18 protein-coding genes, 2 tRNA genes and 1 pseudogene are annotated in these 23,032 nt (G+C 59.7%); 14 read left to right on the forward strand and 7 right to left on the reverse strand.

All coding sequences use genetic code 11. From position 1 onward, the window contains the following. Positions 1–13: 13 nt before the first annotated feature. The 5 genes from K5K95_RS03820 (at position 14) to ychF (ending at position 3,699) form a co-directional block, all read left to right on the forward strand. Positions 14–88: transfer RNA gene (locus tag K5K95_RS03820), tRNA-Gln, on the forward strand. Positions 89–134: 46 nt separating this feature from the next. Then, positions 135–1,076 (forward strand): ribose-phosphate pyrophosphokinase, encoded by a 942-nt coding sequence (locus K5K95_RS03825; protein ID WP_003208392.1) that lies wholly within the window; start codon positions 135–137, stop codon positions 1,074–1,076. 141 nt (positions 1,077–1,217) lie between these two features. Next, positions 1,218–1,823: a 50S ribosomal protein L25/general stress protein Ctc gene (locus tag K5K95_RS03830; RefSeq protein ID WP_090180081.1), complete on the forward strand. Its 606-nt coding sequence runs from the start codon at positions 1,218–1,220 to the stop codon at positions 1,821–1,823. A 167-nt stretch (positions 1,824–1,990) separates the two neighbouring features. After that, on the forward strand, positions 1,991–2,575 hold the full coding sequence (pth, locus tag K5K95_RS03835) for an aminoacyl-tRNA hydrolase (protein ID WP_222588434.1): 585 nt from the start codon (positions 1,991–1,993) through the stop codon (positions 2,573–2,575). 23 nt (positions 2,576–2,598) lie between these two features. After that, positions 2,599–3,699, forward strand: a complete 1,101-nt coding sequence (ychF, locus tag K5K95_RS03840; RefSeq protein WP_010458288.1) for a redox-regulated ATPase YchF — start codon at positions 2,599–2,601, stop codon at positions 3,697–3,699. A 201-nt stretch (positions 3,700–3,900) separates the two neighbouring features. Here ychF and K5K95_RS03845 read toward each other — a convergent pair whose 3' ends face one another. Beyond that, the gene (locus K5K95_RS03845; RefSeq protein ID WP_222588435.1) at positions 3,901–5,118 is read right to left on the reverse strand and encodes an MFS transporter; all 1,218 of its coding nucleotides are present in this window, start codon (positions 5,116–5,118) and stop codon (positions 3,901–3,903) included. Between the two features lie 332 nt (positions 5,119–5,450). Here K5K95_RS03845 and K5K95_RS03850 point away from each other — a divergent pair, with 332 nt between their 5' ends. Together K5K95_RS03850 and K5K95_RS03855 are read left to right on the forward strand one after the other, a co-directional pair. After that, on the forward strand, positions 5,451–7,505 hold the full coding sequence (locus tag K5K95_RS03850; protein ID WP_222588436.1) for a methyl-accepting chemotaxis protein: 2,055 nt from the start codon (positions 5,451–5,453) through the stop codon (positions 7,503–7,505). A gap of 116 nt (positions 7,506–7,621) precedes the next feature. Further along, positions 7,622–7,698, forward strand: a tRNA-Met gene (locus K5K95_RS03855). Positions 7,699–7,765: 67 nt separating this feature from the next. Here the strand turns inward: K5K95_RS03855 and K5K95_RS03860 are convergent. Continuing rightward, positions 7,766–8,875 carry a DUF2817 domain-containing protein gene (locus K5K95_RS03860; protein WP_222588437.1) on the reverse strand — a complete coding sequence of 370 codons (1,110 nt, stop codon included), beginning with the start codon at positions 8,873–8,875 and terminating at the stop codon, positions 7,766–7,768. A gap of 164 nt (positions 8,876–9,039) precedes the next feature. On the opposite strand from K5K95_RS03860, the gene ggt reads away from it, so the two are divergent. Continuing rightward, complete coding sequence (ggt, locus tag K5K95_RS03865; protein ID WP_222588438.1) at positions 9,040–10,878, forward strand: gamma-glutamyltransferase; 1,839 nt, start codon at positions 9,040–9,042, stop codon at positions 10,876–10,878. A 65-nt stretch (positions 10,879–10,943) separates the two neighbouring features. On the opposite strand, the gene ddlA is transcribed toward ggt, so the two are convergent. Beyond that, positions 10,944–12,038, reverse strand: coding sequence for a D-alanine--D-alanine ligase (gene ddlA / locus K5K95_RS03870; RefSeq protein WP_222588439.1), 1,095 nt, complete (start codon positions 12,036–12,038; stop codon positions 10,944–10,946). A gap of 212 nt (positions 12,039–12,250) precedes the next feature. Here ddlA and K5K95_RS03875 point away from each other — a divergent pair, with 212 nt between their 5' ends. From K5K95_RS03875 to K5K95_RS03885, 3 genes are all read left to right on the forward strand, one after another. Next, on the forward strand, positions 12,251–13,063 hold the full coding sequence (locus K5K95_RS03875; protein ID WP_222588440.1) for an AraC family transcriptional regulator: 813 nt from the start codon (positions 12,251–12,253) through the stop codon (positions 13,061–13,063). Between the two features lie 89 nt (positions 13,064–13,152). Then, on the forward strand, positions 13,153–13,521 hold the full coding sequence (locus tag K5K95_RS03880) for a cupin domain-containing protein (RefSeq protein ID WP_222588441.1): 369 nt from the start codon (positions 13,153–13,155) through the stop codon (positions 13,519–13,521). Positions 13,522–13,708: 187 nt separating this feature from the next. Continuing rightward, entirely contained in the window at positions 13,709–14,233 is a 525-nt protein-coding gene (locus K5K95_RS03885) for a hypothetical protein (RefSeq protein WP_222588442.1), read from the forward strand. 11 nt (positions 14,234–14,244) lie between these two features. Here the strand turns inward: K5K95_RS03885 and K5K95_RS03890 are convergent, their stop codons facing one another. The 4 genes and pseudogenes from K5K95_RS03890 to K5K95_RS03900 form a co-directional block, all read right to left on the reverse strand. Beyond that, positions 14,245–14,844 (reverse strand): flavin reductase family protein, encoded by a 600-nt coding sequence (locus tag K5K95_RS03890; protein ID WP_222588443.1) that lies wholly within the window; start codon positions 14,842–14,844, stop codon positions 14,245–14,247. A gap of 57 nt (positions 14,845–14,901) precedes the next feature. Further along, positions 14,902–15,510, reverse strand: coding sequence for a methyl-accepting chemotaxis protein (locus tag K5K95_RS33500; RefSeq protein WP_405046092.1), 609 nt, complete (start codon positions 15,508–15,510; stop codon positions 14,902–14,904). Further along, positions 15,490–16,218, reverse strand: a pseudogene (locus K5K95_RS33505) (PAS domain-containing protein); the annotation flags it as partial. The pseudogene K5K95_RS33505 and the gene K5K95_RS33500, both read right to left, overlap by 21 nt. Positions 16,219–16,347: 129 nt before the next feature. Continuing rightward, positions 16,348–17,661, reverse strand: coding sequence for an MFS transporter (locus K5K95_RS03900; RefSeq protein WP_222588445.1), 1,314 nt, complete (start codon positions 17,659–17,661; stop codon positions 16,348–16,350). A 212-nt stretch (positions 17,662–17,873) separates the two neighbouring features. On the opposite strand from K5K95_RS03900, the gene K5K95_RS03905 reads away from it, so the two are divergent. The 3 genes from K5K95_RS03905 (at position 17,874) to K5K95_RS03915 (ending at position 23,027) form a co-directional block, all read left to right on the forward strand. Further along, positions 17,874–19,292 (forward strand): short-chain fatty acid transporter, encoded by a 1,419-nt coding sequence (locus tag K5K95_RS03905; RefSeq protein ID WP_222588446.1) that lies wholly within the window; start codon positions 17,874–17,876, stop codon positions 19,290–19,292. Positions 19,293–19,511: 219 nt separating this feature from the next. Beyond that, on the forward strand, positions 19,512–21,212 hold the full coding sequence (locus K5K95_RS03910; RefSeq protein ID WP_222588447.1) for an acid phosphatase: 1,701 nt from the start codon (positions 19,512–19,514) through the stop codon (positions 21,210–21,212). Positions 21,213–21,329: 117 nt separating this feature from the next. Then, positions 21,330–23,027 carry a molecular chaperone HscC gene (locus K5K95_RS03915; RefSeq protein WP_222588448.1) on the forward strand — a complete coding sequence of 566 codons (1,698 nt, stop codon included), beginning with the start codon at positions 21,330–21,332 and terminating at the stop codon, positions 23,025–23,027. Positions 23,028–23,032: the final 5 nt, after the last annotated feature.

The raw sequence follows: 23,032 nt of genomic DNA on the forward strand, positions 1-23,032 counted from the left end.
TTGCAACAGATACAGGGGCGTCGCCAAGCGGTAAGGCAGCAGGTTTTGATCCTGCCATGCGTTGGTTCGAATCCAGCCGCCCCTGCCATTTTCCTATACTCATCCAGGTTACCCTCAGCCTTCAGGTACTGCGCGTGTCCAAGATGATGGTCTTTACGGGGAACGCTAACCCCGATCTGGCTCGGCGTGTTGTACGTCAGCTGCATATCCCTCTCGGTGACATCTCTGTTGGAAAATTTTCCGACGGCGAAATTACAGCCGAGATCAATGAAAACGTCCGCGGTAAAGATGTTTTCATTATTCAGCCGACTTGCGCTCCGACCAACGATAACCTGATGGAACTGGTAGTGATGGCTGATGCCTTCCGCCGCTCCTCGGCTACTCGTATCACTGCTGTTATTCCTTACTTTGGTTATGCCCGTCAGGATCGCCGTCCGCGTTCCGCACGTGTGGCTATCAGCGCGAAAGTCGTTGCTGACATGCTTACCGTAGTCGGCATCGACCGTGTTCTCACGGTTGATCTGCATGCTGACCAAATCCAGGGTTTCTTCGATATTCCGGTAGATAACATCTACGGCTCCCCGGTTCTGGTGGATGACATTGAAGATCAGCGCTTCGAAAACCTGATGATCGTGTCCCCGGACATTGGTGGCGTCGTGCGTGCACGTGCTGTTGCCAAATCCCTGGGCGTGGATCTCGGGATCATCGACAAACGCCGTGAGAAAGCCAATCACTCTGAAGTGATGCATATCATCGGTGATGTCGAAGGGCGTACCTGTATTCTGGTCGATGACATGGTCGATACCGCCGGCACCCTGTGCCATGCGGCAAAGGCTTTGAAAGAGCATGGCGCTGCCAAGGTTTTCGCCTACTGTACACACCCTGTGCTGTCCGGTCGGGCGATCGAAAACATCGAAAATTCCATGCTGGATGAACTGGTGGTGACTAACACCATCCCGTTGTCCGCAGCTGCACAAGCCTGCTCGCGTATCCGTCAACTGGATATCGCGCCGGTAGTTGCCGAAGCGGTTCGCCGCATCAGCAATGAAGAATCGATCAGCGCGATGTTCCGTTAAGGGCCCTGCCCTTCTCGACCATCTCGTTGACGAAAAGCGCCCCGCCCCGGCATTCCTGTCGGGGCGGGGCTTTTTTGCCCATATCGCCTTTAGCGCTGGTCGCAAACGCTGGGGCGAATGTGGTTATTTTGGAGATACAACATGAACGAATTTACTCTGAATGCTGAAGTGCGTTCCGACCTGGGGAAAGGTGCGAGCCGCCGCCTGCGTCGTCTCGCAAGCCTGGTTCCAGCTGTAGTTTACGGTGGCGAAAAAGCCCCTGAATCCATCAGCATGCTGGCTAAAGAAGTTGCCAAACTGCTCGAAAACGAAGCGGCTTACAGCCACATCATCGAGCTGAACGTTGGTGGCACCAAGCAAAACGTAATCATCAAGGCTCTGCAGCGTCACCCGGCCAAAGGCCACGTGTTGCACGCTGACTTCGTACGCGTTGTAGCTGGCCAGAAACTGACCGCTATCGTGCCTGTACACTTCGTTGGCGAAGAAGCTCCGATCAAGAAAGGCGGCGAAGTTTCGCACGTTGTTTCGGAAATCGAAGTGACCTGCCTGCCGAAAGACCTGCCTGAATTCATCGAAGTCGACCTGGCTAACGCCGAAATCGGTTCGATCATTCACTTGTCCGACCTCAAAGCCCCTAAAGGCGTTGAGTTTGTTGCTCTGGCACACGGTGATGACAAGGCTGTTGCCAACGTCCACGCTCCACGTGTTGCTCCAGAAGAAGCTACCGAAGAAGGCGCAGCAGAGTAATTTCACTCTGTTCGCCGGAGTGACCGGAAACATCGCGGACTAGAGCGTAGCGAGAAAGCGGGCGAGAACGCGAAGTTTACATAATGGTAAATGAGCACTTGTCGTCCACTTTCGCCGCACACTGATCGCGGCAATGTTATCCACCACTCCAGGAAAGGGCCCCTATCGTGACTGCCATCAAACTGATCGTTGGCCTGGGAAATCCAGGCGCTGAATACGAACAGACCCGGCATAACGCAGGGGCCCTTTTTGTTGAGCGCATCGCGAACGCACAAGGTGTCAACCTTGTGGCCGATCGCAAATATTTCGGCCTGACCGGACGCTTTTCGCATCAGGGTCAGGATGTTCGTCTGTTGATTCCCACCACGTACATGAACCGCAGCGGCCAGTCCGTCGCGGCACTTGCAGGCTTCTTTCGCATCAAGCCTGAAGAAATCCTCGTGGCGCACGATGAACTCGACCTGCCTCCCGGCGTTGCCAAACTCAAACAGGGCGGCGGACATGGCGGTCACAACGGGTTGCGCGACATCATTGCGCAACTGGGCAATCAGAATACCTTCTACCGCTTGCGGCTTGGCATTGGCCACCCGGGCGTAGCCAGTATGGTTTCAAATTTCGTCCTGGGTCGTGCGCCACGCGCCGAACAGGAAAAACTCGATGCCAGCATCGACTTTGCCCTCGGCGTGCTGCCGGATATCCTCGCCGGGGAATGGAACCGCGCGATGAAAAACCTGCACAGCCAGAAGGCCTGACTCTTACTCATCGGGGAAATACCATGGGATTCAATTGCGGCATCGTCGGCCTGCCTAACGTCGGCAAGTCCACCCTGTTCAACGCCCTGACCAAATCCGGGATCGCGGCCGAGAACTTCCCCTTCTGCACCATCGAGCCGAACACCGGTATCGTGCCGATGCCGGATCCGCGCCTGGAAGCCCTGGCTGCTATCGTCAATCCAAAGCGCATCCTGCCGACCACCATGGAGTTCGTCGACATCGCGGGCCTGGTAGCTGGCGCCTCGAAAGGTGAAGGCCTGGGCAACAAGTTCCTCGCCAACATCCGTGAAACCGATGCCATCGCCCACGTGGTCCGCTGCTTCGAAGACGAGAACGTGATTCACGTCTCCAACAGCGTCGACCCGAAACGCGACATCGAGATCATCGACCTGGAACTGATCTTCGCCGACCTCGACAGCTGCGAGAAGCAACTGCAGAAAGTCGCCCGAAATGCCAAGGGTGGTGACAAGGACGCCGTAGTCCAAAAAGGCCTGCTGGAGCAATTGATCGCTCACTTCACCCTCGGCAAACCAGCGCGCACGCTGATGAAGAACATGGGTGCCGACGACAAGGCGGTGATTCGCGGCTTCCACCTGCTGACCACCAAGCCGGTCATGTACATCGCCAACGTCGCTGAAGACGGTTTCGAGAACAACCCACTGCTGGACATCGTCAAGGCCATCGCCGAAGAAGAAGGCGCGATGGTGGTTCCGGTCTGCAACAAGATCGAAGCCGAAATCGCCGAACTCGAAGACGGTGAAGAGAAAGACATGTTCCTCGAGGCCCTGGGCCTGGAAGAACCTGGCCTGAACCGCGTGATCCGCGCCGGCTACGAAATGCTGCACTTGCAGACCTATTTCACTGCCGGTGTCGAAGAAGTCCGCGCCTGGACCGTCCGCGTCGGTGCCACCGCGCCACAAGCCGCTGGCGTGATCCACACCGACTTCGAAAAAGGCTTCATCCGCGCCGAAGTCATCGCCTACGACGACTTCATCCAGTACAAGGGCGAAGCCGGTGCCAAAGAAGCCGGTAAATGGCGCCTGGAAGGCAAGGACTACATCGTTAAAGACGGCGACGTGATGCACTTCCGTTTCAACGTCTAAGTTTTCAGAACGAAGCAGCCGCACACGAAAAAGCCGCGTTTATACGCGGCTTTTTTGTGCCTGAAATATTTATCCGCCACACCACCGAACACCTGTGGGAGCGAGCCTGCTCGCGATAGCGGTGTCTCAGTCACCACCTTCGCTGAAGGTTAGACCGCCATCGCGAGCAGGCTCACTCCTACAGGGGGACGGTGTGAATGTTCAGGGCTTTTTGGTTCTTGGCAGGAAGATCGCCAGTACGCCAAACAACGGCAAGAACGAGCACAGGTAGTACACGTATTCGATGCCGCGCAGATCTGCCAAATGCCCAAGCAGCGCCGCGCCAATCCCGCCGAAACCGAACATCAGCCCGAAGAACACGCCAGCAATCATCCCGACATTGCCCGGCACCAGTTCCTGCGCATACACAACGATCGCCGAAAACGCCGAGGCGAGGATGAAGCCAATCACCACACTGAGAATGCTGGTCCAGAACAGATCGACGTGAGGCAGGATCAATGTGAACGGCGCCACGCCGAGGATCGAGAACCAGATCACCGCTTTACGCCCGATCTTGTCGCCGATCGGCCCACCGAAGAAGGTCCCCGCGGCCACTGCGCCCAGGAACAGGAACAGATGCATCTGGGAACTGGCCACCGACAGGTCAAACTTCTCGATCAGGTAGAACGTGAAGTAACTGGTGAAACTCGCCATGTAGAAATACTTGGAGAACACCAGCAGCCCGAGCACCACCAGCGCGCTGATCACCCTGCCCTTCGACAAGCCGTGGGTCGCCGCCTGACCTTGCTTGAGCTTGAACAGGCTCAAGTGGTTGGCGTACCAGCGGCTGATCCGATAAAGCACGAACAGCGCAAACACGGCGAACAATCCAAACCAGGCCACATGGCCCTGACCGAAAGGAATGATGATCGCCGCCGCCAACAACGGGCCAAAGGCTGAGCCGGCATTGCCACCGACCTGAAAGGTCGACTGCGCCAGCCCGAATCGCCCGCCCGACGCCAGCCGTGCCACACGAGAGGCTTCCGGATGGAACGTCGACGAGCCGATACCGATCAGGCCCGCCGCCAACAGAATCATCGGGAAGCTGCCAACCACCGACATCATCAAGATCCCGATCAATGTGCAAACGGTCCCGGCCGGAAGCAGCCATGGTTTTGGATGGCGATCGGTGTGGTAACCGACCCAGGGTTGCAGCAGCGAAGCCGTCAGCTGGAAGGTCAGCGTAATCAAGCCGACCTGAGTGAATGTCAGGCCGTAGTTGGCCTTGAGCATTGGATAAATCGACGGCAGCACCGACTGGATCAGGTCGTTGATCAAGTGCGCCAGCGCCACCGCGCCGATGATGCGCATGACCAACGGGCTGCTTTGAGGAGTCGCGGATGCCGACGTCGCGCCGGTCGTTGCGTTACTGATAGCCATGAGAATTTCCGTACAGCGGATGGGTGCACAGGGGCAGGTGCGTCAATGTGCCATTTTTCAGTGCAGCAGCGCCATCCCCTTAGCCTGCTAACGACCTGGGCGTCCATCGCAAAAAAAATGATAGCGCAACGCCATGGTCTGAATCTTGCCTTGTTAATCCGCTTCAACGCGGCCCCTTACAAAGGGGACCGAGAATGGGAAGTTTCGCCACAGAATCGGCCTACAGAGCTGACAAGGGTGAACTTTCGAGGCCTTTAAAAAGGGCACACGTCGCGGTCGCAAAGACCTCGACGCACGCCATTGGTGCGTGGTGTTCAGAGGAGTCATGGGGCATGTCTTTTTTATCACCGGGGATCGCGTTACTGGGGCGTTTTGGCTTCGCACGCAAATTTCAGCTGTTGTTCCTGCTGTTTATTCTGCCGCTGGCGGGCAGCCTGTTGATGATTGGCCAGGACTATCGCGCCAAACTGAACCTGATCTCTGGCGAACGCGCCGGGGTTCATCAACTGCTCGCCCTCGATGCGCTCGACAACCTGCTCGCCGCCCAGCGTGATCGCGCTGCCCGTTGGCGTGCGACCGAAACCAATCGCCAGCCGACACCGGCAACCCTGGCGGCGATGGCCGCATTTGAGGCTGTTCAACCCGCTGTCGCCCAAGCCACCACGGACCTCGGTAACGCACTGAAAACCGAAGGTGCCGAGAGCGAAACTTTGGCCCGTTACCAAGCACTGCAAGACGCTCTCAATGGCCTGGACTCGAAAAGCCTGAGCAGCGTCGGTTGGTGGCCCGATGGCTACGATCGCTTCACCAATGCCCTGACTGCGCTGCAAGCGTTGCGCGAGCAGATTGCCATGGACAATCGTCTGACACTGGCACCGTGGCTGGAAACCTACCTGCTGACACAAATTTCGACGCAGCACGCGCCGGACCTGATCGAACGGGTCGGTCGCCTGGCGAGCGTCGGGCAGGCGTCGGTCGTCTCCGGGCAGTTCACCCTGCAAAGCCGCTTGCAATTGCGTGATTTGCGCAGCCGCATTGGCGATGCCCGCGAGCAGCTGGTGAAAACCGCCAGCCTCCTGGAAGCCCGTCTGCCCGGCGCTTTGCAAAGTTGGGCCGGGCAATACCACGACAGCCTCAAGCATCTGGACGCAAGCCTCAAAGTCCTCGATGACGGCGTCTTCGGCGGCAGCATCACCCTCAAGCCCGACGACTTCGAACACAACCTCGACGCCCTGCTCTCCGACCTCGCTTCGCTGCGCCAGCAGTCGCTGGTATCGCTGGATCAACGTCTGGATTACTACCATGGCTCGGCGATCAGCCAGTTCATTCTGGTGGCGACGATTTTTGGTTGCCTGCTGCTGGCGGCGTTGTACTTGTTCATCTGCTTGCAGGCCTCAATCCGACGCAGCGCCAGCGGCATCACGCTGTTGGCCGAAGCATTGCGCGATGGCAACTTGAGTCTGCAAGTGCAGGTGCAAGGACGTGACGAGCTGGCGGCCATCAGCACCGCCCTGAATGTCGCCGTGGTGCAGCTGCGCAACAGCTTGCTGGGGGTCGATCACGAAACCTTGCAGGTCAGCAACGCGGTGCGCACCCTCAACCATCACTCCAGCGGCGCCCTTGGCGAAGTGGAAGCGCAGCAACTGCAGATCAGCCAGATCGCCGCCGCGGCCACGCAATTGGCGGCTACCTCACAAGGGGTCGCGCAGAGTTGTGAACAGGCGTCCGGCAGCGCGCAACACACGCAGCGCATCGCCGCCGACAGCAGTCGCGACAGCCAGCGCACCACCGCGAGTATTCAGCAGCTCAACCAGCGGTTGAACGACACGGCCGCCGCGTTGGGTCGGGTCAGCGAACAAGGCCAGCAGATTCAGTTGGTGGTCGACACCATTCGCGGTGTCGCCGAGCAAACCAACCTGTTGGCGCTCAATGCGGCCATCGAAGCGGCCCGTGCGGGTGAACAAGGTCGTGGGTTCGCCGTGGTGGCCGACGAGGTGCGCAGCCTGTCGCAACGAACCCAGTCTTCCACCGCGCAAATCGCCGGCACCGTCGACAGCCTGCGTAACACTGTGAATGAGGCGGTGAGCTTGATGGAAGCGGCGTGCACTCAGGCGCAAAGCGATGCCAAATCGGTGACGGGCCTGGGCGAACGCCTCGGGGAAATTGCTCTCGCCGTGCAAGGCGTTACCGACACCCTGGCGCAGATCGCCACGGCGGTGGAAGAGCAAGCCAGTACCGCCGACGAAGTCAGCGGCAACATTCAACAGGTCGATCAAGCGGCAGTCCGGTTGCTTGAAGGCGCGCGGGCGGTGAACCTGGCGGCCGACACCTTGAGCCAGGGCAGCAAGGCCTTGAGTGCCAATACCGGGAGATTTCAGCTCAGTTGACGCCCTCCCCTGACCCGATTTTTCGGCTCAGGTGGATAAGCGGTTGAAAGCGTAGAGAAATATTTTAGATTTACACTTGACGCATCTGCATTACCGGTGAATAATGCGCGCCACTTGGCTACATAGCTCAGTTGGTTAGAGCATAGCATTCATAATGCTGGGGTCCGGGGTTCAAGTCCCTGTGTAGCCACCAAGTACTAAAAACGGCTTACCGAAAGGTAGGCCGTTTTTTTATGCCTCGAGAAAAGTGCCCCACTGCATCAGGTGGTAATCCCCGGCAACGCCAATAGCGCCCTCTCCCAGATCTGCCAGGTGCGCAGCCAGACCATCGCCTGCCAGTCGGTATCGGCGGGATAGAACTGCTCCAGCAGATTCAGTTTGATCTCACGCCCCACGGCATCGCTTGGGTTACCGTGCAAGTGCAGCCAATGGTCGTCGCGCAAATGACGATGAACCTCTGCCCCAGGATACGTCCCGCACTCGATCACAAAGGGCATCAACCGCACCTGAGGCAACGCATCGATCAATGCCTGCGAGGTGTAGCCCGTCGCCGTAGCCGCCACACCTGTTTCGCTCAAGGTGTCAGCGCCAGTCAGCAATGTGTAGAGCCATGGGCCGTAAATGGCCTGCGCATCGGGCAGCGCTGGATAAGCCGCCTCGGTGATTGTCAGCAACATTGGATGACCGTATTCGCCCGCACCGGTGTGCAGGTCGAAACACATCGCGGCCTCGGCATGGGCAATGTGTTTTTGCATGATTTGGTGCAACGTGCGGTTCGACCAGCTCGGCGCCAGCCCGCCATAAAACAGACCATCGGGATGACTGTGCTGGCCGCCCTCGACAATCGACATCACCGCCGGCCAGCCGTGTTGGCGAATCTGCTCATCGAGCAAGGCGTCGGCGCGGTCCCGCTCGGGGCCTCGCAGCTCAGTGACGGCATAGATTTCATGCAGTGCTGAGTAAGCCTGATTGTCCGGCAGTGGTCGGGTAAAGTTCAGGTGATTGCGGTTGAGGTCGATGTTGTCTTCGTTGACCCGGCGTAGCCACGCGGTGCCCCAGGGGTTGATCAGATGGATCATCACCACCGCGACATCCGCGGGCAATGAACGCTTGCCCAGCTCCTGCATCCACTTGATCTGACATCCCGAGCCATAGAAGCCTTCGACGCCATGGGTGCCGCTCAGGGCGATCAGCAGTCGCTTGGCGCCGGGATCGCCCAATACCGCGACGTCGGTGCTCAGAGGCTCGCCAAAAGGCCCTTTGAGCGGATGCGGATATTCGGTCAATGTTGCGCCGGCCGCAGTGGCTGCCGCGAGGAATTGTTCACGTTGGGTGCGGTAACTCGGCTGGGTGGGAAACTCGGTCTGCATGTCTGCCTCTTGTTGATTTTCTGGCCAGTCTGTTGCCCTCGACCCTACAGAAAATCCATCAGTTCATGAAGGACAAAAGCGTCTTTGCCGTAGTCCGTGGTTTGCACCTCGTCCTGCCGGCCGATACAGTCCTCTGATCTTTTCCCACGGACGGAGTGCCCAACGTGTTCTCAGCCTTTCACTTGAGCCGCTTTCGGCTGTCAGCCCTTTCGCTGATCGCCACCGCACTGACCCTTGCCGCGTGCAACGGTGCCTCGACCTCCCCCTCGACTTTGCCGCTCGCGCCGGAAGTCGCCTCCGGTTACCGCACCGACCTGCAAACCCGCCATGCCTCGAAACACATGGCGGCTGCGGCCAATCCGCTGGCGGCCGAAGCCGGGCGAGCGATGCTGCGTCAGGGTGGTTCGGCGATCGATGCCGCGATTGCGATGCAAGCGGTGCTGACGCTGGTGGAACCCCAATCGTCGGGGATCGGTGGCGGCGCGCTGATTGTGTTGTGGGATGGCAAAAACGTACGCACGTACGACGGTCGCGAAACGGCACCGGCCGGCGCTACCGAGAAACTGTTCCTGCAAGCAGACGGCACGCCGATGCCGTTCACCCAGGCGCAGATCGGTGGCCGTTCGGTGGGGACACCCGGCGTGTTGCGCGCGCTTGAGTTGGCCCATCAAAAACACGGGCGCCTGCCTTGGGCAACGCTGTTCGAACCGGCCATCAAACTGGCGGAGCAAGGTTTCGCCATTTCGCCGCGCCTGCATCAGCTGATCGCCTCAGACACATCGATTCGACGTTCACCAGACATGATGGCGTACTTCATGAATGCCGACGGCAGCCCGAAAGCCGTCGGCACGCCACTGAAAAACCCGGCATTGGCCGCGGTGTTGAAACGCATCGCCCAAGAGGGACCGAATGCGTTCTATAAAGGACCGGTCGCCCAGGAGATCGTCGCCAAGGTTCAAGGCCACACCAACCCCGGCAGCCTGTCGCTGAACGATCTCCAGGGCTACAAGGCCAAGGAGCGCGCGCCGCTGTGTACCGACTACAAACGCTGGCAGGTTTGCGGCATGCCACCACCGTCGTCGGGCGGCATTGCCGTGGCGCAGATCCTCGGCACGCTCCAGGCGCTGGAAACCCGCGACCACAAGTTCGCCCTCGCGCCGCTTAAACCGCTCAAGACCACCCGGCCTGCGGGCATCGAACCTGCGCCCGAAGCCGTGCACCTGATTTCCGAAGCCGAACGTCTGGCCTACGCCGACCGCGCGCTCTATGTGGCCGACAGCGACTTTGTACCGGTTCCCGTCAAAGGCTTGATAGACCCGACGTACCTGGCCAGCCGCGCAGCCTTGATCGGCGATCGCAGCATGGGCACGGCCAAACCCGGCACGCCACCGGGCATTCAGGTCGCCTACGCGCCGGACCGTTCGCCACTGCGCATCTCCACCTCGCAAGTTGTCGCTGTCGATGACGAAGGCGGTGCGGTGTCCATGACCACCACCGTGGAGTCCGCATTCGGCTCGCACCTGATGGTTCAGGGCTTCATGCTCAACAACCAGATGACCGACTTTTCGTTCATCCCCGAAGAGAACGGCCAGAAGGTCGCCAACCGCGTCGAGCCCGGCAAACGCCCACGCTCATCGATGGCACCCACGCTGATCTTCGACCGCCAGAGCGGCGAATTCCTCGCCACACTCGGCTCCCCTGGCGGCTCGCAGATCATCGAATACGTGGCCAAATCCGCCGTCGGCCTGCTCGACTGGAACCTCGACCCGCAAACGGCGATCAACCTGCCCAACTTCGGCAGCCGCAATGGCCCGACGGAGCTGGAAGAAGGGCAATTCAGCGCCGGCTTGATTCAGTCGTTGAAGGACAAAGGGCACAGCGTGAGCGAGATCGACATGACCAGCGGCACCCAGGCGATTGTTCGGGTCAAGGATGCGCAGGGAAAGGCTTCGCTGGCGGGCGGGGCCGATCCTCGGCGCGAGGGGGAGGCGCTGGGGGATTGAGTCCTACGCAGAAAAGGCTTACCGGAGGGTAAGCCTTTTTATATTGAGTCGACTGTGCGCGCCGCTCAACGAGTGATCTTCAACGCCTGCCGCGCCTTGTGCTTCTCCAGCGCCAGATCGATCAGGCGACTCACCAGTTCGCTGTACGTCATGCCGGTGGCCTGCCACAGCTTGGGGTACATGCTGATGCGGGTGAAGCCAGGCAGTGAGTTGATCTCGTTGATCAACACTTCGCCACTATCGGTCAGGAATACGTCGACCCGCGCCAGCCCGGAACAGCCCAGCACGTGAAACGCTTCCAAGGCCAAGGCACGGATGCGCTCACTGGCCTCGTTGCTGATATCCGCCGGCACCACCACTTGTGCCGCTTGAGCGTCGATGTATTTGCTGTCGTAGGAATAGAAGCCACTGCGCACTACGATCTCGCCGCAACCACTGGCGATGGCGTCTTCGTTGCCGAGCACTGCGCATTCAATCTCGCGGCCACTGACGGCGGACTCGATCAACACTTTTTCATCGAAACCCAACGCCAGTTCCACGGCGGCCGTGTACTCGGCTTCGTCGTTGACCTTGCTGACACCCACGGAAGATCCCTGGTTCGCCGGTTTGACGAACAGCGGCAGGCCAAGCTTGCCCTGGACCTCGGCGAAGCTGGTGCGCGCCGCACTGGCGCGGGTCAGGGTCACGAACGGTGTAACCGCCAAGCCAGCGTCTCGCAGCAGGCGCTTGCTGATGTCCTTGTCCATACAAACGGCAGAGCCCAGCACATCGGAGCCGACAAACGGCAGATCGGCCATTCGCAGCAAGCCTTGCAGGCAACCGTCTTCCCCCAGCGTGCCGTGCACGATCGGGAAGATCACATCGACGTGGCCCAGCAGTTCCTGACCGGAAGTTTCCACCAACTGTTGACTGGCCTTGCCCGGCACCACAGCCAGTTCGCGGTTGGATTGATTAAGGGCGATCAGGGCCGGATTTTCCTGGTTGAGCAGGAAGTTCGAAGGGTCGTTGAGGTGCCAGTGGCCTTGTTTGTCGATACCGATCAGCACCGGTTCGAAGCGCGAACGGTCTAGCGCATCGACAATGTTTTTCGCCGATTGCAGCGACACTTCATGCTCAGCCGAACGACCACCAAAAATAACTCCTACCCGCAGCTTGCTCATTGCCTGGCTCCCTTTGTGAATGTGCTGTTTCATAACACGGCCGGGCGGCTGAGTTAAAGGCTGAAAATTCGTGCCGTTTCGATGAGTTATTGTTAAATACGCACTCTGCCATTGGCCACCGATGCGCGGTGAACAACTTTAACCCGAGCGCCCAGACAGGCAACGGTCCACTGGGTTACCGTGTTCTCAACTGAGTTCAAGACATCACTCCCATGACCCGGCACACCCCGCCCATCGATTGGTTCCACCGCGCGCCCGACGTTGGCGGGGTTCAGCGTTTCGAGGCGTTTTTTGCGGGCCACGGTTACGACCTTCACCGCCACGACACCTATGTGATCGGCCGCACCCTGGCCGGCGTGCAAAGCTTCCAGTACCGCGGCGCCTGGCGCCACAGCCTGCCGGGCGGGACGTTGGTGCTGCACCCGGACGAAGCCCACGATGGCGAGGCGGGCACCGAGGCCGGGTTCAAATACCGGATGATGTACATCGAACCAGCGCTGATTCAGCAGATCCTCGGCGGCAAGCCGCTGCCCTTTATCAAGACCGGCTTGTCGACCGACCCGCGCCTGTTCGCCGCCACTGACGTATTGCTGCGCAGCCTCGATTGCCCGCTCGATCCCCTGGAGGAACAAGACGCGTTGTTCGATCTGGCGCAGGCCTTGAACAGCGTTTCGGGAGTGACCTCCTCCCAGCGCCAGAGCTTCGACTACGTGGCGGCGGAGCGCGCGCGGGCGTTCATCCACAGCGCCCTGGATCGCACCGTAACCCTGGATGAACTGGCACAACACAGCGGTCGTGACCGCTGGAGCCTGTCGCGCGATTTTCGCCTGTTGTTCGGCACCAGCCCTTATCGATATCTGACCATGCGTCGCCTGGACCTGGTCCGCTCGCTGCTGGTCCAGGGCCAGTCACTGGTCAGCGCCGCGCTGATCGCCGGCTTCACCGATCAGAGCCACATGACCCGACAATTCAGCAAGACATACGGCCTGTCGCCCGCACGCTGGATGAAAATGCATCGCCGCTGAACCACTCGCACGAGCCACGCACAATCGTACAAGAAGCTCGCCGACGGGCTGGTTAACGTGGGCTCACGATCAACCACGAGGCCTGCTTCATGAACGCTTACCACAGCCTGAACTTCGCTGAAAAAATCACCCGGATCGACGCGCACTGGTCGCCGCGAGTCATCGCCGAAATGAACGACTACCAGTTCAAAGTGGTGAAACTGCTGGGGGATTTCATCTGGCACGATCACCTGGATACCGACGAAACCTTCATCGTTCTCGATGGGCAATTGCGCATCGATTTTCGCGATGGCCACGTTCTGGTGAACGCAGGCGAAATGTATGTGGTGCCAAAGGGAGTCGAGCACAAACCCTCTGCCACACAGGAAGTAAAGTTGCTGTTGATCGAGCCTAAAGGCGTGTTGAACACCGGCCGCGAAGGTGGCGAACGCACCGCTCAGAACGATGTATGGGTGTGAAACCCGCAGACCACAGCACGGTAGGAAATGCCTTCCAACACACTCGGACGCTTCATACATAAGTGTTTCAGCGGTTGTTTTAAAGTGTTTCACAGAGCGCAGACGTCACAGTTTGACCCATCGGTCTCACTGCCAAAGGCCTCTGCGCGCCCTCCACTTTTTCACAACCACCAAGGCGTTACATTTGATGAGCAACCGTTGGAAGAGCAATTCGCGCAAAGATTCTGGTGTGTTTTTGAGACGCTTTAAAACCGAGTTGATCGTGGGCTTCATTCTTGGCGCGGTGCCGCTGTTGATCAACTCGACCAACCAGGCCGAACTGCAAGCCATTCTCCAGTCATTACTGGCCAGCGCCCCTATCCTTAACCATGGTGGATGCCTGCTCACGATCTATATCGCGGTGTGCATCCACAAGAAAATCCATCGATTGAAAAGCGACCGTATGCGCGACCGGTTCGAGACGATCTACAAGGTAACGGCGGAAGTCGGCACCAGTTTCCTGACACTCCTGCGCACGGGACTTGGGGCGATCGTCGGGTTTCTGATGATCGCTCCGTTCATGGACGAGGCACCGATCTCGCTGAACCATTGGCTGACTACGGCCCTGTATTGCGCCATGACCCTGGTGTTCTCGGCATCGGTGTCGTTGTTGCACGATTTTCTGATGACCCGCCCGACGCGCAGCCATCCGAAAAATCACATTCGTTTGTAAGGCCCCGCCCCTTAGGCCTGCAACGTCTTGCCGTCCACCGGATCGCCGATCGTCAAGAAATGCCCGCCCGCCACGTGGTGCAAGGTGCGCAAGGCATCGTGCCCTTCGAAGTTCCAATGCCCCTCGCTGAACACACGCTCATCGGCTTGGGCGGCAATCACCTCGGCCAGGAACAGATCGTACTGCTGATGGTTGTCCGGCTCCGGCAGCAGTCGGCATTCCAGCCAGGCGACACAGCCTTCAAGCAGTGGGGCGTCGATCAGCTCACCGTTGAACGTCTGCAGGCCATAGGTCTGGAACTTGTCCTGGCCCTGGCTTTGGCTCAGTTCCAGGCCCGATGTCGAGCCAACGGTCTGCACGATATCGGCCTGAGCAGCGCAGGGAACGTTCAACACGAACGTTCCCGAGGCTTCCAGCAGCTGCCGGGTCCAGGTGGATTTATCCAGCACCACGGCAATTTTGGGCGGTTCGAAATCCAGTGGCATGGCCCAGGCGGCGGCCATGATATTGCGCTGGCCATCATGCGCCGCGCTGACCAGTACGGTCGGCCCGTGATTGAGCAGGCGATAGGCCTTGGACAAGGGAACCGGACGGCGGTGAGAAACGCTCATGAAGGCTGCTCCTGGGGAAAACGCCGATTGTAGCGATTTCCACCAGGAGGGCAGGCATCAAGTCGCCAGTTGATTGGCAAACTGTCCGACCGCGTTCACCACTTTCTGCGCACCGTCCTGAATCTCGACGATCACCGTGCCCGCCTCCGCCGCCAGCGCCAGACCCTGTTCGGCCTGCAGTTGGCCGTCGGTCATCAGGGCCACGGCGTTGCGCGCCATGTCCTGGTTCTGGCGCACCACGCCGACGATCTCATCGGTGGCCTGGCTGGTGCGCGAAGCCAGTTGCCGGACTTCGTCAGCGACCACGGCAAATCCCCGTCCCTGTTCACCGGCACGCGCGGCTTCGATGGCAGCGTTGAGCGCCAGCAGGTTGGTCTGTTCGGCAATGCCGCTGATGGTTTTTACGATGGTGCCGATGACCAGCGATTGCTCGTTCAGTGCTTCGATGCCTTCACCGGCGGTTTGCATGTGTTTGGCCAGGTCGCGCATCACATTCACCGCCTGCGTCACCACCGCCGTGCCGCGCTGGGCGCTTTGGTCGGTTTGCTGGGAGGTGCTGTAGGCGATGTTGGCGGCCTCTGCGACCGCCTGCTCCTGATTGACCTGATCGGTTATCACAGTGGCGAACTTCACCACTTTGTAGAGCTTGTTGTTGGCGTCCAGCACCGGGTTGTAGGACGCCTCCAGCCAGACCACACGACCGTGGCTGTCCACACGCTTGAAGCGTTCAGCAACGAACTCGCCCGCGTTCAGGCGGCGCCAGAAATTCTGATACTCAGCACTGTTGTAGTCCTCAGGCTCGCAGAACATGCGGTGATGTTTGCCTTTGATCTGCGCCAGGCTGTAACCCATGCCGCTGAGGAACCGCTCGTTGGCCGTCAGCACGTTGCCATTAAGGTCGAACTCGATCACCGCTGTGGAACGCACCAGCGCGCCGATCAGGTTCTCATGCTCGCGGGACGCCTCGATGGTACGGGTAAGGTCGCTGGCGTAAATCGAGAAATGCTTGATCTTGCCGTTCGAAGACCGCACGGGTTGCGCAATCGAACGCAGCCACGCCTCCTGGCCATTACCCCGCAGCAAACGCACGGCGCCGGCAAAGTGCTCGCCGCGGGTCAGCGCCAACTTGAAGCGGTGGTGAAATTCGTCCGACTTCACATGAACCGGAACAATTTCTTCGATGTCCCGGCCGATCAGGTCGCTGCTCTTGTAGAGCATCTCGTCGATGAAGTTCTGGTTGACCGATTGAATCCGCCCATCAGGGTCAAGGGTCAAAACCAGCATCTCGCTTTCCAGACTGTCCCTCACTTGCTGAAGGCTGGAGAGTTCCTCGCGAAGAGCCGACAGCTCCTGCTTTAAGCGTTTGTTGAACATGGGAAAGTACCGATGGACAGAGATAGAAAGCGATATGCAGCCTAGCCATCGGCCTTACGGGTATTTTCTGAAGAGTGTTTCAGTCTTGTCCTACAAAAATAGTTCCGGTATCGATACCCACCCCTTCGTTCATATCGCGCCAGCGGCCGGACAGCGCTCGACTCGTGGCATCCGTGCGCCGAAATACGCCGCACTGCTCACGCCCACCGCACCCATCACGGCACAGAAGATCACGCAGATCCACGGGCTCCATGGCATCAGACCGATCAGCAACAGCGGTGTGATACTCGCCCACGCCGCGTAGGCAATGTTGTAGGTGAAGGAAATTCCCGACACGCGGATCCGCGCCGGAAACAGGCTGACCATCACCGACGGCACCGCCCCGACAACCCCGCAACCAAGCCCGGCAATCGCGTACGCCAGGCCGATCCAGTTGCCACCGATGATCAGGCACGTATAGAGCACACCAATGCCCAGCGGCAGAAGCAAGCTATAGAGCATGACGGTGCGCCAGGCGCCGATGCGATCGACCAGCAGCCCGGCGAGGACGCAGCCGATGTTCAGGAAAACAATGCCCAAGGCACTCAAGGCGAAGGTGTGGCTGGCGGTCATGCCGAAGGTTTTCTGCATCATGGTCGGGGTAATGACCACGAACACCACCACCGCCGACGTCAGTACGCAAGTGAGGATCATCGCCGGCAACATCGCCAGGCGATGTTCACGCAAGACCGTGCGCAGCGGCAGTTCGACCGCGGCATCGCGCTGGGCCTGCATGGCCATGAATACCGGGGTTTCACTGAGCCAGCGACGCAGCCAGACACCAATCACACCAAACACGCCGCCCAACAGGAACGGGTAACGCCAGGCGTAATCAAGGATTTCCGCCGGAGTGAAGGCCTGCGCCAGAAAGGTCGCCGTCAGGGCGCCGATCAAGTAGCCGAAGGTCAGCCCGGCCTGCAGAAAGCCCAAGGCGTATCCGCGATGCCCGGCAGGTGCATGCTCGGCAACGAACACCCAGGCGCTCGGCACTTCACCACCCACCGCCGCGCCTTGCAGAACCCGCAAGACCAACAGCAGCAACGGTGCGAAATAGCCGATCTGGGCGTAGGTCGGCATGATCCCGATCAGCAGGCACGGCAGCGCCATCATCAGGATGCTCAGGCTGAACACCTTCTTGCGCCCCAATCGGTCGGCGAAATGCGCCATCAGGATTCCACCCAACGGACGCGCCAGATAGCCGGTGACGAAGATGCCGAAGCTTTGCAGCAAACGCAGCCACTCAGGCATTTGCGGCGGGAAAAACAGCTGGCTGAGAGTCAGCGCGAAAAACACGAAAATGATGAAGTCATAGATTTCCAGCGCGCCGCCAAGAGCCGCAAGGCCGAGGGTCTTGTAGTCCGAGCGGGAAAACGGCGCCGGGCGCGCATCGGTGTTGGCAGTCATGAAAAGAACTCTGGCACAGGCAAAAACCAAGGCGCTCATGGTCTACGCAAATGCGCCCACGGACAACCCGTTAGACCAAAGTCTCAGACTGGCTAAACTTCGTCACAAAAAATGACTGATTGATTTACTGTTGGCACCTGTCCAGACGGGCCTTTGAAGTGTCTTCAAAGCCCCCGCGGACCACAACAAACATAAAAATTAGAGGTAGTCCCGTGGCCGCTGATATCGAAGATACCCGCTCCGCCCGCTTTGCCCTGCGCTGTTCAAGTTTTGCCGAACGCTGGTTCCCCGACTCCTGGGTATTTGCGGCCCTGGCGGTAATCATTGTCGCCGTGGCAACGATGATCATGGGCGCCAAACCCACGGATGCGGCGATGGCTTTCGGTGACGGTTTCTGGAGCCTGATCCCGTTCACCATGCAGATGGCGTTCGTGGTGATCGGGGGTTATGTAGTCGCCAGCTCGCCGCCCGCGGTGAAACTCATTGACCGCTTGGCGCGCATCCCGAAAAACGGCCGCTCGGCTGTGGCCTGGGTCGCGCTGATTTCCATGGTCGCGTCCTTGCTGAACTGGGGGTTGTCCTTGGTGTTTGGCGGTCTGCTGGTACGTGCCCTCGCCCGCCGTGTCGACCTGAAAATGGATTACCGCGCCGCCGGAGCCGCAGCCTATCTGGGGCTTGGCGCCGTGTGGGCCTTGGGGTTGTCGTCCTCCGCGGCGCAATTGCAGGCCAACCCGGCCAGCCTGCCGCCATCGATTCTGTCGATCACCGGCGTCATTCCCTTCACCCAAACGATCTTTCTCTGGCAGTCCGGCGCGATGTTGCTGGTGCTGATCGTGGTCTCGCTGATCATTGCCTATGCCACCGCACCGGGCCCCAACACCGCCCGTGACGCACAAGCCTGCGGCATCGACCCGAGTTTCAACCTGCCACCGCTGCAATCACGCACCCGCCCCGGCGAATGGCTGGAACACAGCCCGCTGCTGATTATTGTGCTGGTGCTGCTGGCGGCAGGATGGTTGTTCCACGAGTTTTCGACCAAACCTGCGATCAGCGCGATCTCGGGCCTGAACACTTACAACTTCCTGTTCATCATGCTCGGCGCGTTGCTGCACTGGCGCCCGCGCAGCTTCCTCGATGCGGTGGCCCGCGCGGTGCCGACCACCACCGGCGTGCTGATCCAGTTTCCACTGTATGGCTCGATCGCCGCGCTGATGACCACCGTCAAAGGCACCGACGCACAGACCCTGGCCCACCACATCTCGACGTTCTTCGTCAGCATCGCGTCCCACGACACCTATGCGTTGCTGATGGGCGTGTACTCCGCGATTCTTGGTTTCTTCATCCCGTCCGGCGGTGGCAAGTGGATCATCGAAGCGCCGTACGTCATGCAAGTGGCCACTGACCTGAACTATCACCTGGGCTGGGCCGTACAGATCTACAACGCCGCCGAAGCCCTGCCGAACCTGATCAACCCGTTCTACATGCTGCCGCTGCTGGGCGTGCTCGGGTTGAAGGCGCGAGACTTGATCGGCTTCTCGTTTGTGCAGTTGCTGGTGCACACGCCGCTGGTGCTGTTCCTGCTGTGGGCGCTGGGGACGACACTGGCGTACACGGCACCGGTGATGCCTTAACCGTTTCAAGAGCACCGCAAAACAACTGTGGGAGCGAGCCTGCTCGCGATAGCGATGTTCCAGTCGAAATCAATATTGACTGTAACGACGCCATCGCGAGCAGGCTCGCTCCCACATTTGCAATTCGCTCATATTCAGGGCCGTAACCCTTCTGTCACATCCCGCTGCTAGCGTCCCGCCGAAACATATTGCAACAATCTGGGCAAAAAGGAATTCGGCATGAACGACGACAAAGACCCCGGCAACACCCCCGCCCCTGACGACGATCACCCTGTAGACACCAGTCGCCGTCGCTTTCTCGGCGGTGTTGCCGTGCTTGGCGTCGGTGCCACTCTAAGCGCCTGCGGCAGTCAGGGCGACGACACAGGCAAACCGGGCGAGCATCCTTTGTCCCCCGCGCAAATGGACAAGGCCCTGCACGACCAGGTGAAAACCGTTGTGGTGATTTACGCCGAGAACCGCAGCTTCAACAATCTGTTCGGCGACTTCCCAGGGGTTGAAAAGCCGCTGTCGGCACTCAAGCCTGCCGAATATCAACAACGCGATCGCGATGGCAGTCTGTTGCAGACGCTACCACCGGTGTGGGGCGGCGTGCTGCAGATCGGCCCGCAAACCCTCGACGGTGTGACTTACCCCAGCGAAACCCAGTTTCAGGAGCATCTGCCAAACGCGCCGTTTGCCCTCAAGGGGCCGAACGCTGAAGACTTGCCGTTGGGCCTGGTTACGCGCGACCTGTGGCACGTGTTCTATCAGAACCAGATGCAGATCAACGGCGGCAAGAATGACGGTTTCGTCGCGTGGGCCGACTCCGGCGGATTGACCATGGGCCATTACGCCCAGAGTCGATATTCCCTGCGCTTGTGGGATGTTGCCCGGGAGTTCGTCCTCTGCGATAACTTTTTCCAGGGCGCCTTCGGTGGTTCGTTTCTCAACCACCAGTACCTGATCAGCGCCACCGCGCCGTTCTACCCCGACGCGGACAACTCCGTGGCCAAGGCGCAGATCGCGACGCTGCAAAGCGATGATCCGCTGGACCCGCGACTCAAACCGCTGGAGAAATCCCCCGCCAGCGCCATGACCGGCCCACCGCAATTCGGCCCCAGCGCACTGACGCCGGACGGCTATGGCGTCAATACACTCGCGCCGCCCTACTGGCCGACCTGGATTCGCGACCCGGAGCGCCCGGCGTATGCCAAGCCTGACCTGCCAAACGTGCTGGTCCCGCAGACCCACGAGCACATCGGCGACAAACTCTCGAAGAAGAACGTTGACTGGGCCTGGTACGCCGGGGGTTGGCAGGCGACGCTGGATCAGTACAAGGATTCTGCCGGCATTCCGAAAATTCCGAACTTCCAGTATCACCATCAGCCATTCAACTACTTCAAGCAACAGGGGCCCGAGAACCCTGCCGAGCGCAGCAAACGGCTGCGGGACGCGGGACTGGGCGATGAGTCGAGCACCAACCTGTTCTTCGCCGATGCCGAGGCCGGCAAACTGCCGGCAGTGAGTTTCTACAAACCCCAGGGCAACCTGAACATGCACGCCGGTTACGCCGATGTGGCGTCTGGCGACCGGCACATCGTCCGCGCCCTGAAGGTGCTGCGTGAAAGCCCACAGTGGAAAAACATGGTGGTCGTGGTCACCGTCGATGAGAACGGTGGCTGGTGGGATCACGTAGCGCCGCCAAAAGGCGATCGTTGGGGACCTGGCTCACGGGTGCCAGCCCTGGTGGTCTCGCCTTTTGCACGCAAGGGCACGGTGGATCACACCGTCTACGACACGGCATCGATTCTGCGGCTGATCACGCGAGTGTTCGGGCTTGAGCAACTTGACGGGCTCAAGCAGCGAGATCAGGCAATGATTGCTCGTGGACAGAAGCCGATGGGCGACTTGACCAACGCGCTGGTGTTCAACGTCTGAGGGCTGGAACACGCCCCGTCGAAAATAATAGCTCAATGCCACTACTTTGCTTTACCACCCCGCTGCTCCGGGAATATCCTTGCGTTTTTTTGCAGGCCGTAAAGGGAGTTCATTGCAATGATCGTAGGGATTGACCTGGGGACCACCAACAGCCTTGTCGCCGTCTGGCGTGGAGAGTCCAGCGAATTGGTGCCCAATGCCTTGGGCCAGTTCCTCACACCCAGTGTGGTCGGCCTCGATGACCAGGGCCGCGTTTTGGTGGGCCAGGCCGCCCGTGAGCGTTTGCACACCCACTCTCGCCAGACCGCTTCGCTGTTCAAACGCCACATGGGCAGCGCAACCGAAGTACGCCTCGGAGACCGAACTTTCCGTCCCGAGGAGCTTTCGGCACTGGTGCTCAAAAGCCTGAAAGAAGACGTGGAACGGGCCTTTGGCGAAACCGTGCACGAAGCCGTCATCAGCGTGCCGGCCTACTTCAGCGATGCCCAGCGCAAGGCGACGCGAATTGCCGGTGAGCTGGCCGGCCTGAAGGTCGAAAAGCTGATCAACGAGCCGACCGCCGCAGCCTTGGCTTACGGGCTGCACCAACGGGACAAGGAAACCTCGTTCCTGGTTTTCGACCTTGGCGGCGGCACGTTCGACGTGTCGATCCTGGAGCTGTTCGATGGCGTCATGGAAGTGCGTGCCAGCGCCGGCGACAACTTCCTCGGTGGCGAGGATTTCGACAGCGTGCTGCTTGAGCACTTTCTCGAGCACCATCGCAACACCGACCACTTCCCCGACCGCGCCAGCATCATCCAGCCTCTGCGTCGCGAAGCTGAGCGCGTCCGCAAAGCGTTGGGTCAAGACGCCAGCGCCGAATTCAGCCTGCGGGTCGATGGTCAGCAATGGACGCAAACCATCACCCAACAACAATTGGCCACCCTCTACACACCGTTGCTCGAACGCCTGCGCACACCGATTGAACGGGCGCTGAGAGACGCGCGTATTCGCGTCAGTGACCTCGACGAAATCCTGCTGGTAGGCGGTACGACGCGCATGCCGCTGGTGCGCAAACTGGCCGCCGGGCTGTTCGGGCGTTTCCCTTCGATCAGCCTCGATCCAGACGAAGTCGTGGCCCATGGCGCGGCCATTCAAGCCGCGCTCAAGGCACGTTCCGCCGCGCTGGAAGAAGTGGTGCTGACGGACGTCTGTTCCTACACGTTGGGCATCGAGACATCGACCCAGATCGGTCAGCAATTCGAAAGTGGCCATTACCTGCCGATTATCGAGCGCAACAGCATCGTGCCGGTGAGCCGGGTCAAGACCGTCTACACGCTGCACGATAATCAGGAACACGTGCTGCTGAAGATTTATCAGGGCGAAAGCCGCCTGGTCAAAGACAACGTGGCGCTGGGCGAGCTGGACATCAAAGTGCCGAGACGCAAGGCTGGCGAAGTCGCGCTGGACGTACGCTTCACCTATGACAACAACGGTTTGCTTGAGGCCCAAGTGGTGGTGCCACTGACCGGTGACTTGCACTCACTGGTGATCGAGAACAATCCCGGCGTGCTGACGCCCGAGGAGATTCAGCAGCGGCTGGCGGGCCTGGCGCTGCTGAAGATTCACCCGCGCGATCAGCAGGTCAACACGGTTCTGACCGCACGTCTTGAGCGTCTCTATCAGGAAAGTCTGGGGCAGATGCGTGAACAGATCGGTCATTGGGCCAAACAGTTTCAGCACGTCCTTGATTCGCAGGACGAACGCCGGATTCGTGAGGCACGCAGTGAATTGACGCAGCAATTGAGCTCACTGGACAACGGCCTCTGGCAGTAAGGAGC

Origin of the sequence: Pseudomonas sp. DR48 (assembly GCF_019823085.1) — a bacterium.
Lineage (GTDB): Bacteria > Pseudomonadota > Gammaproteobacteria > Pseudomonadales > Pseudomonadaceae > Aquipseudomonas.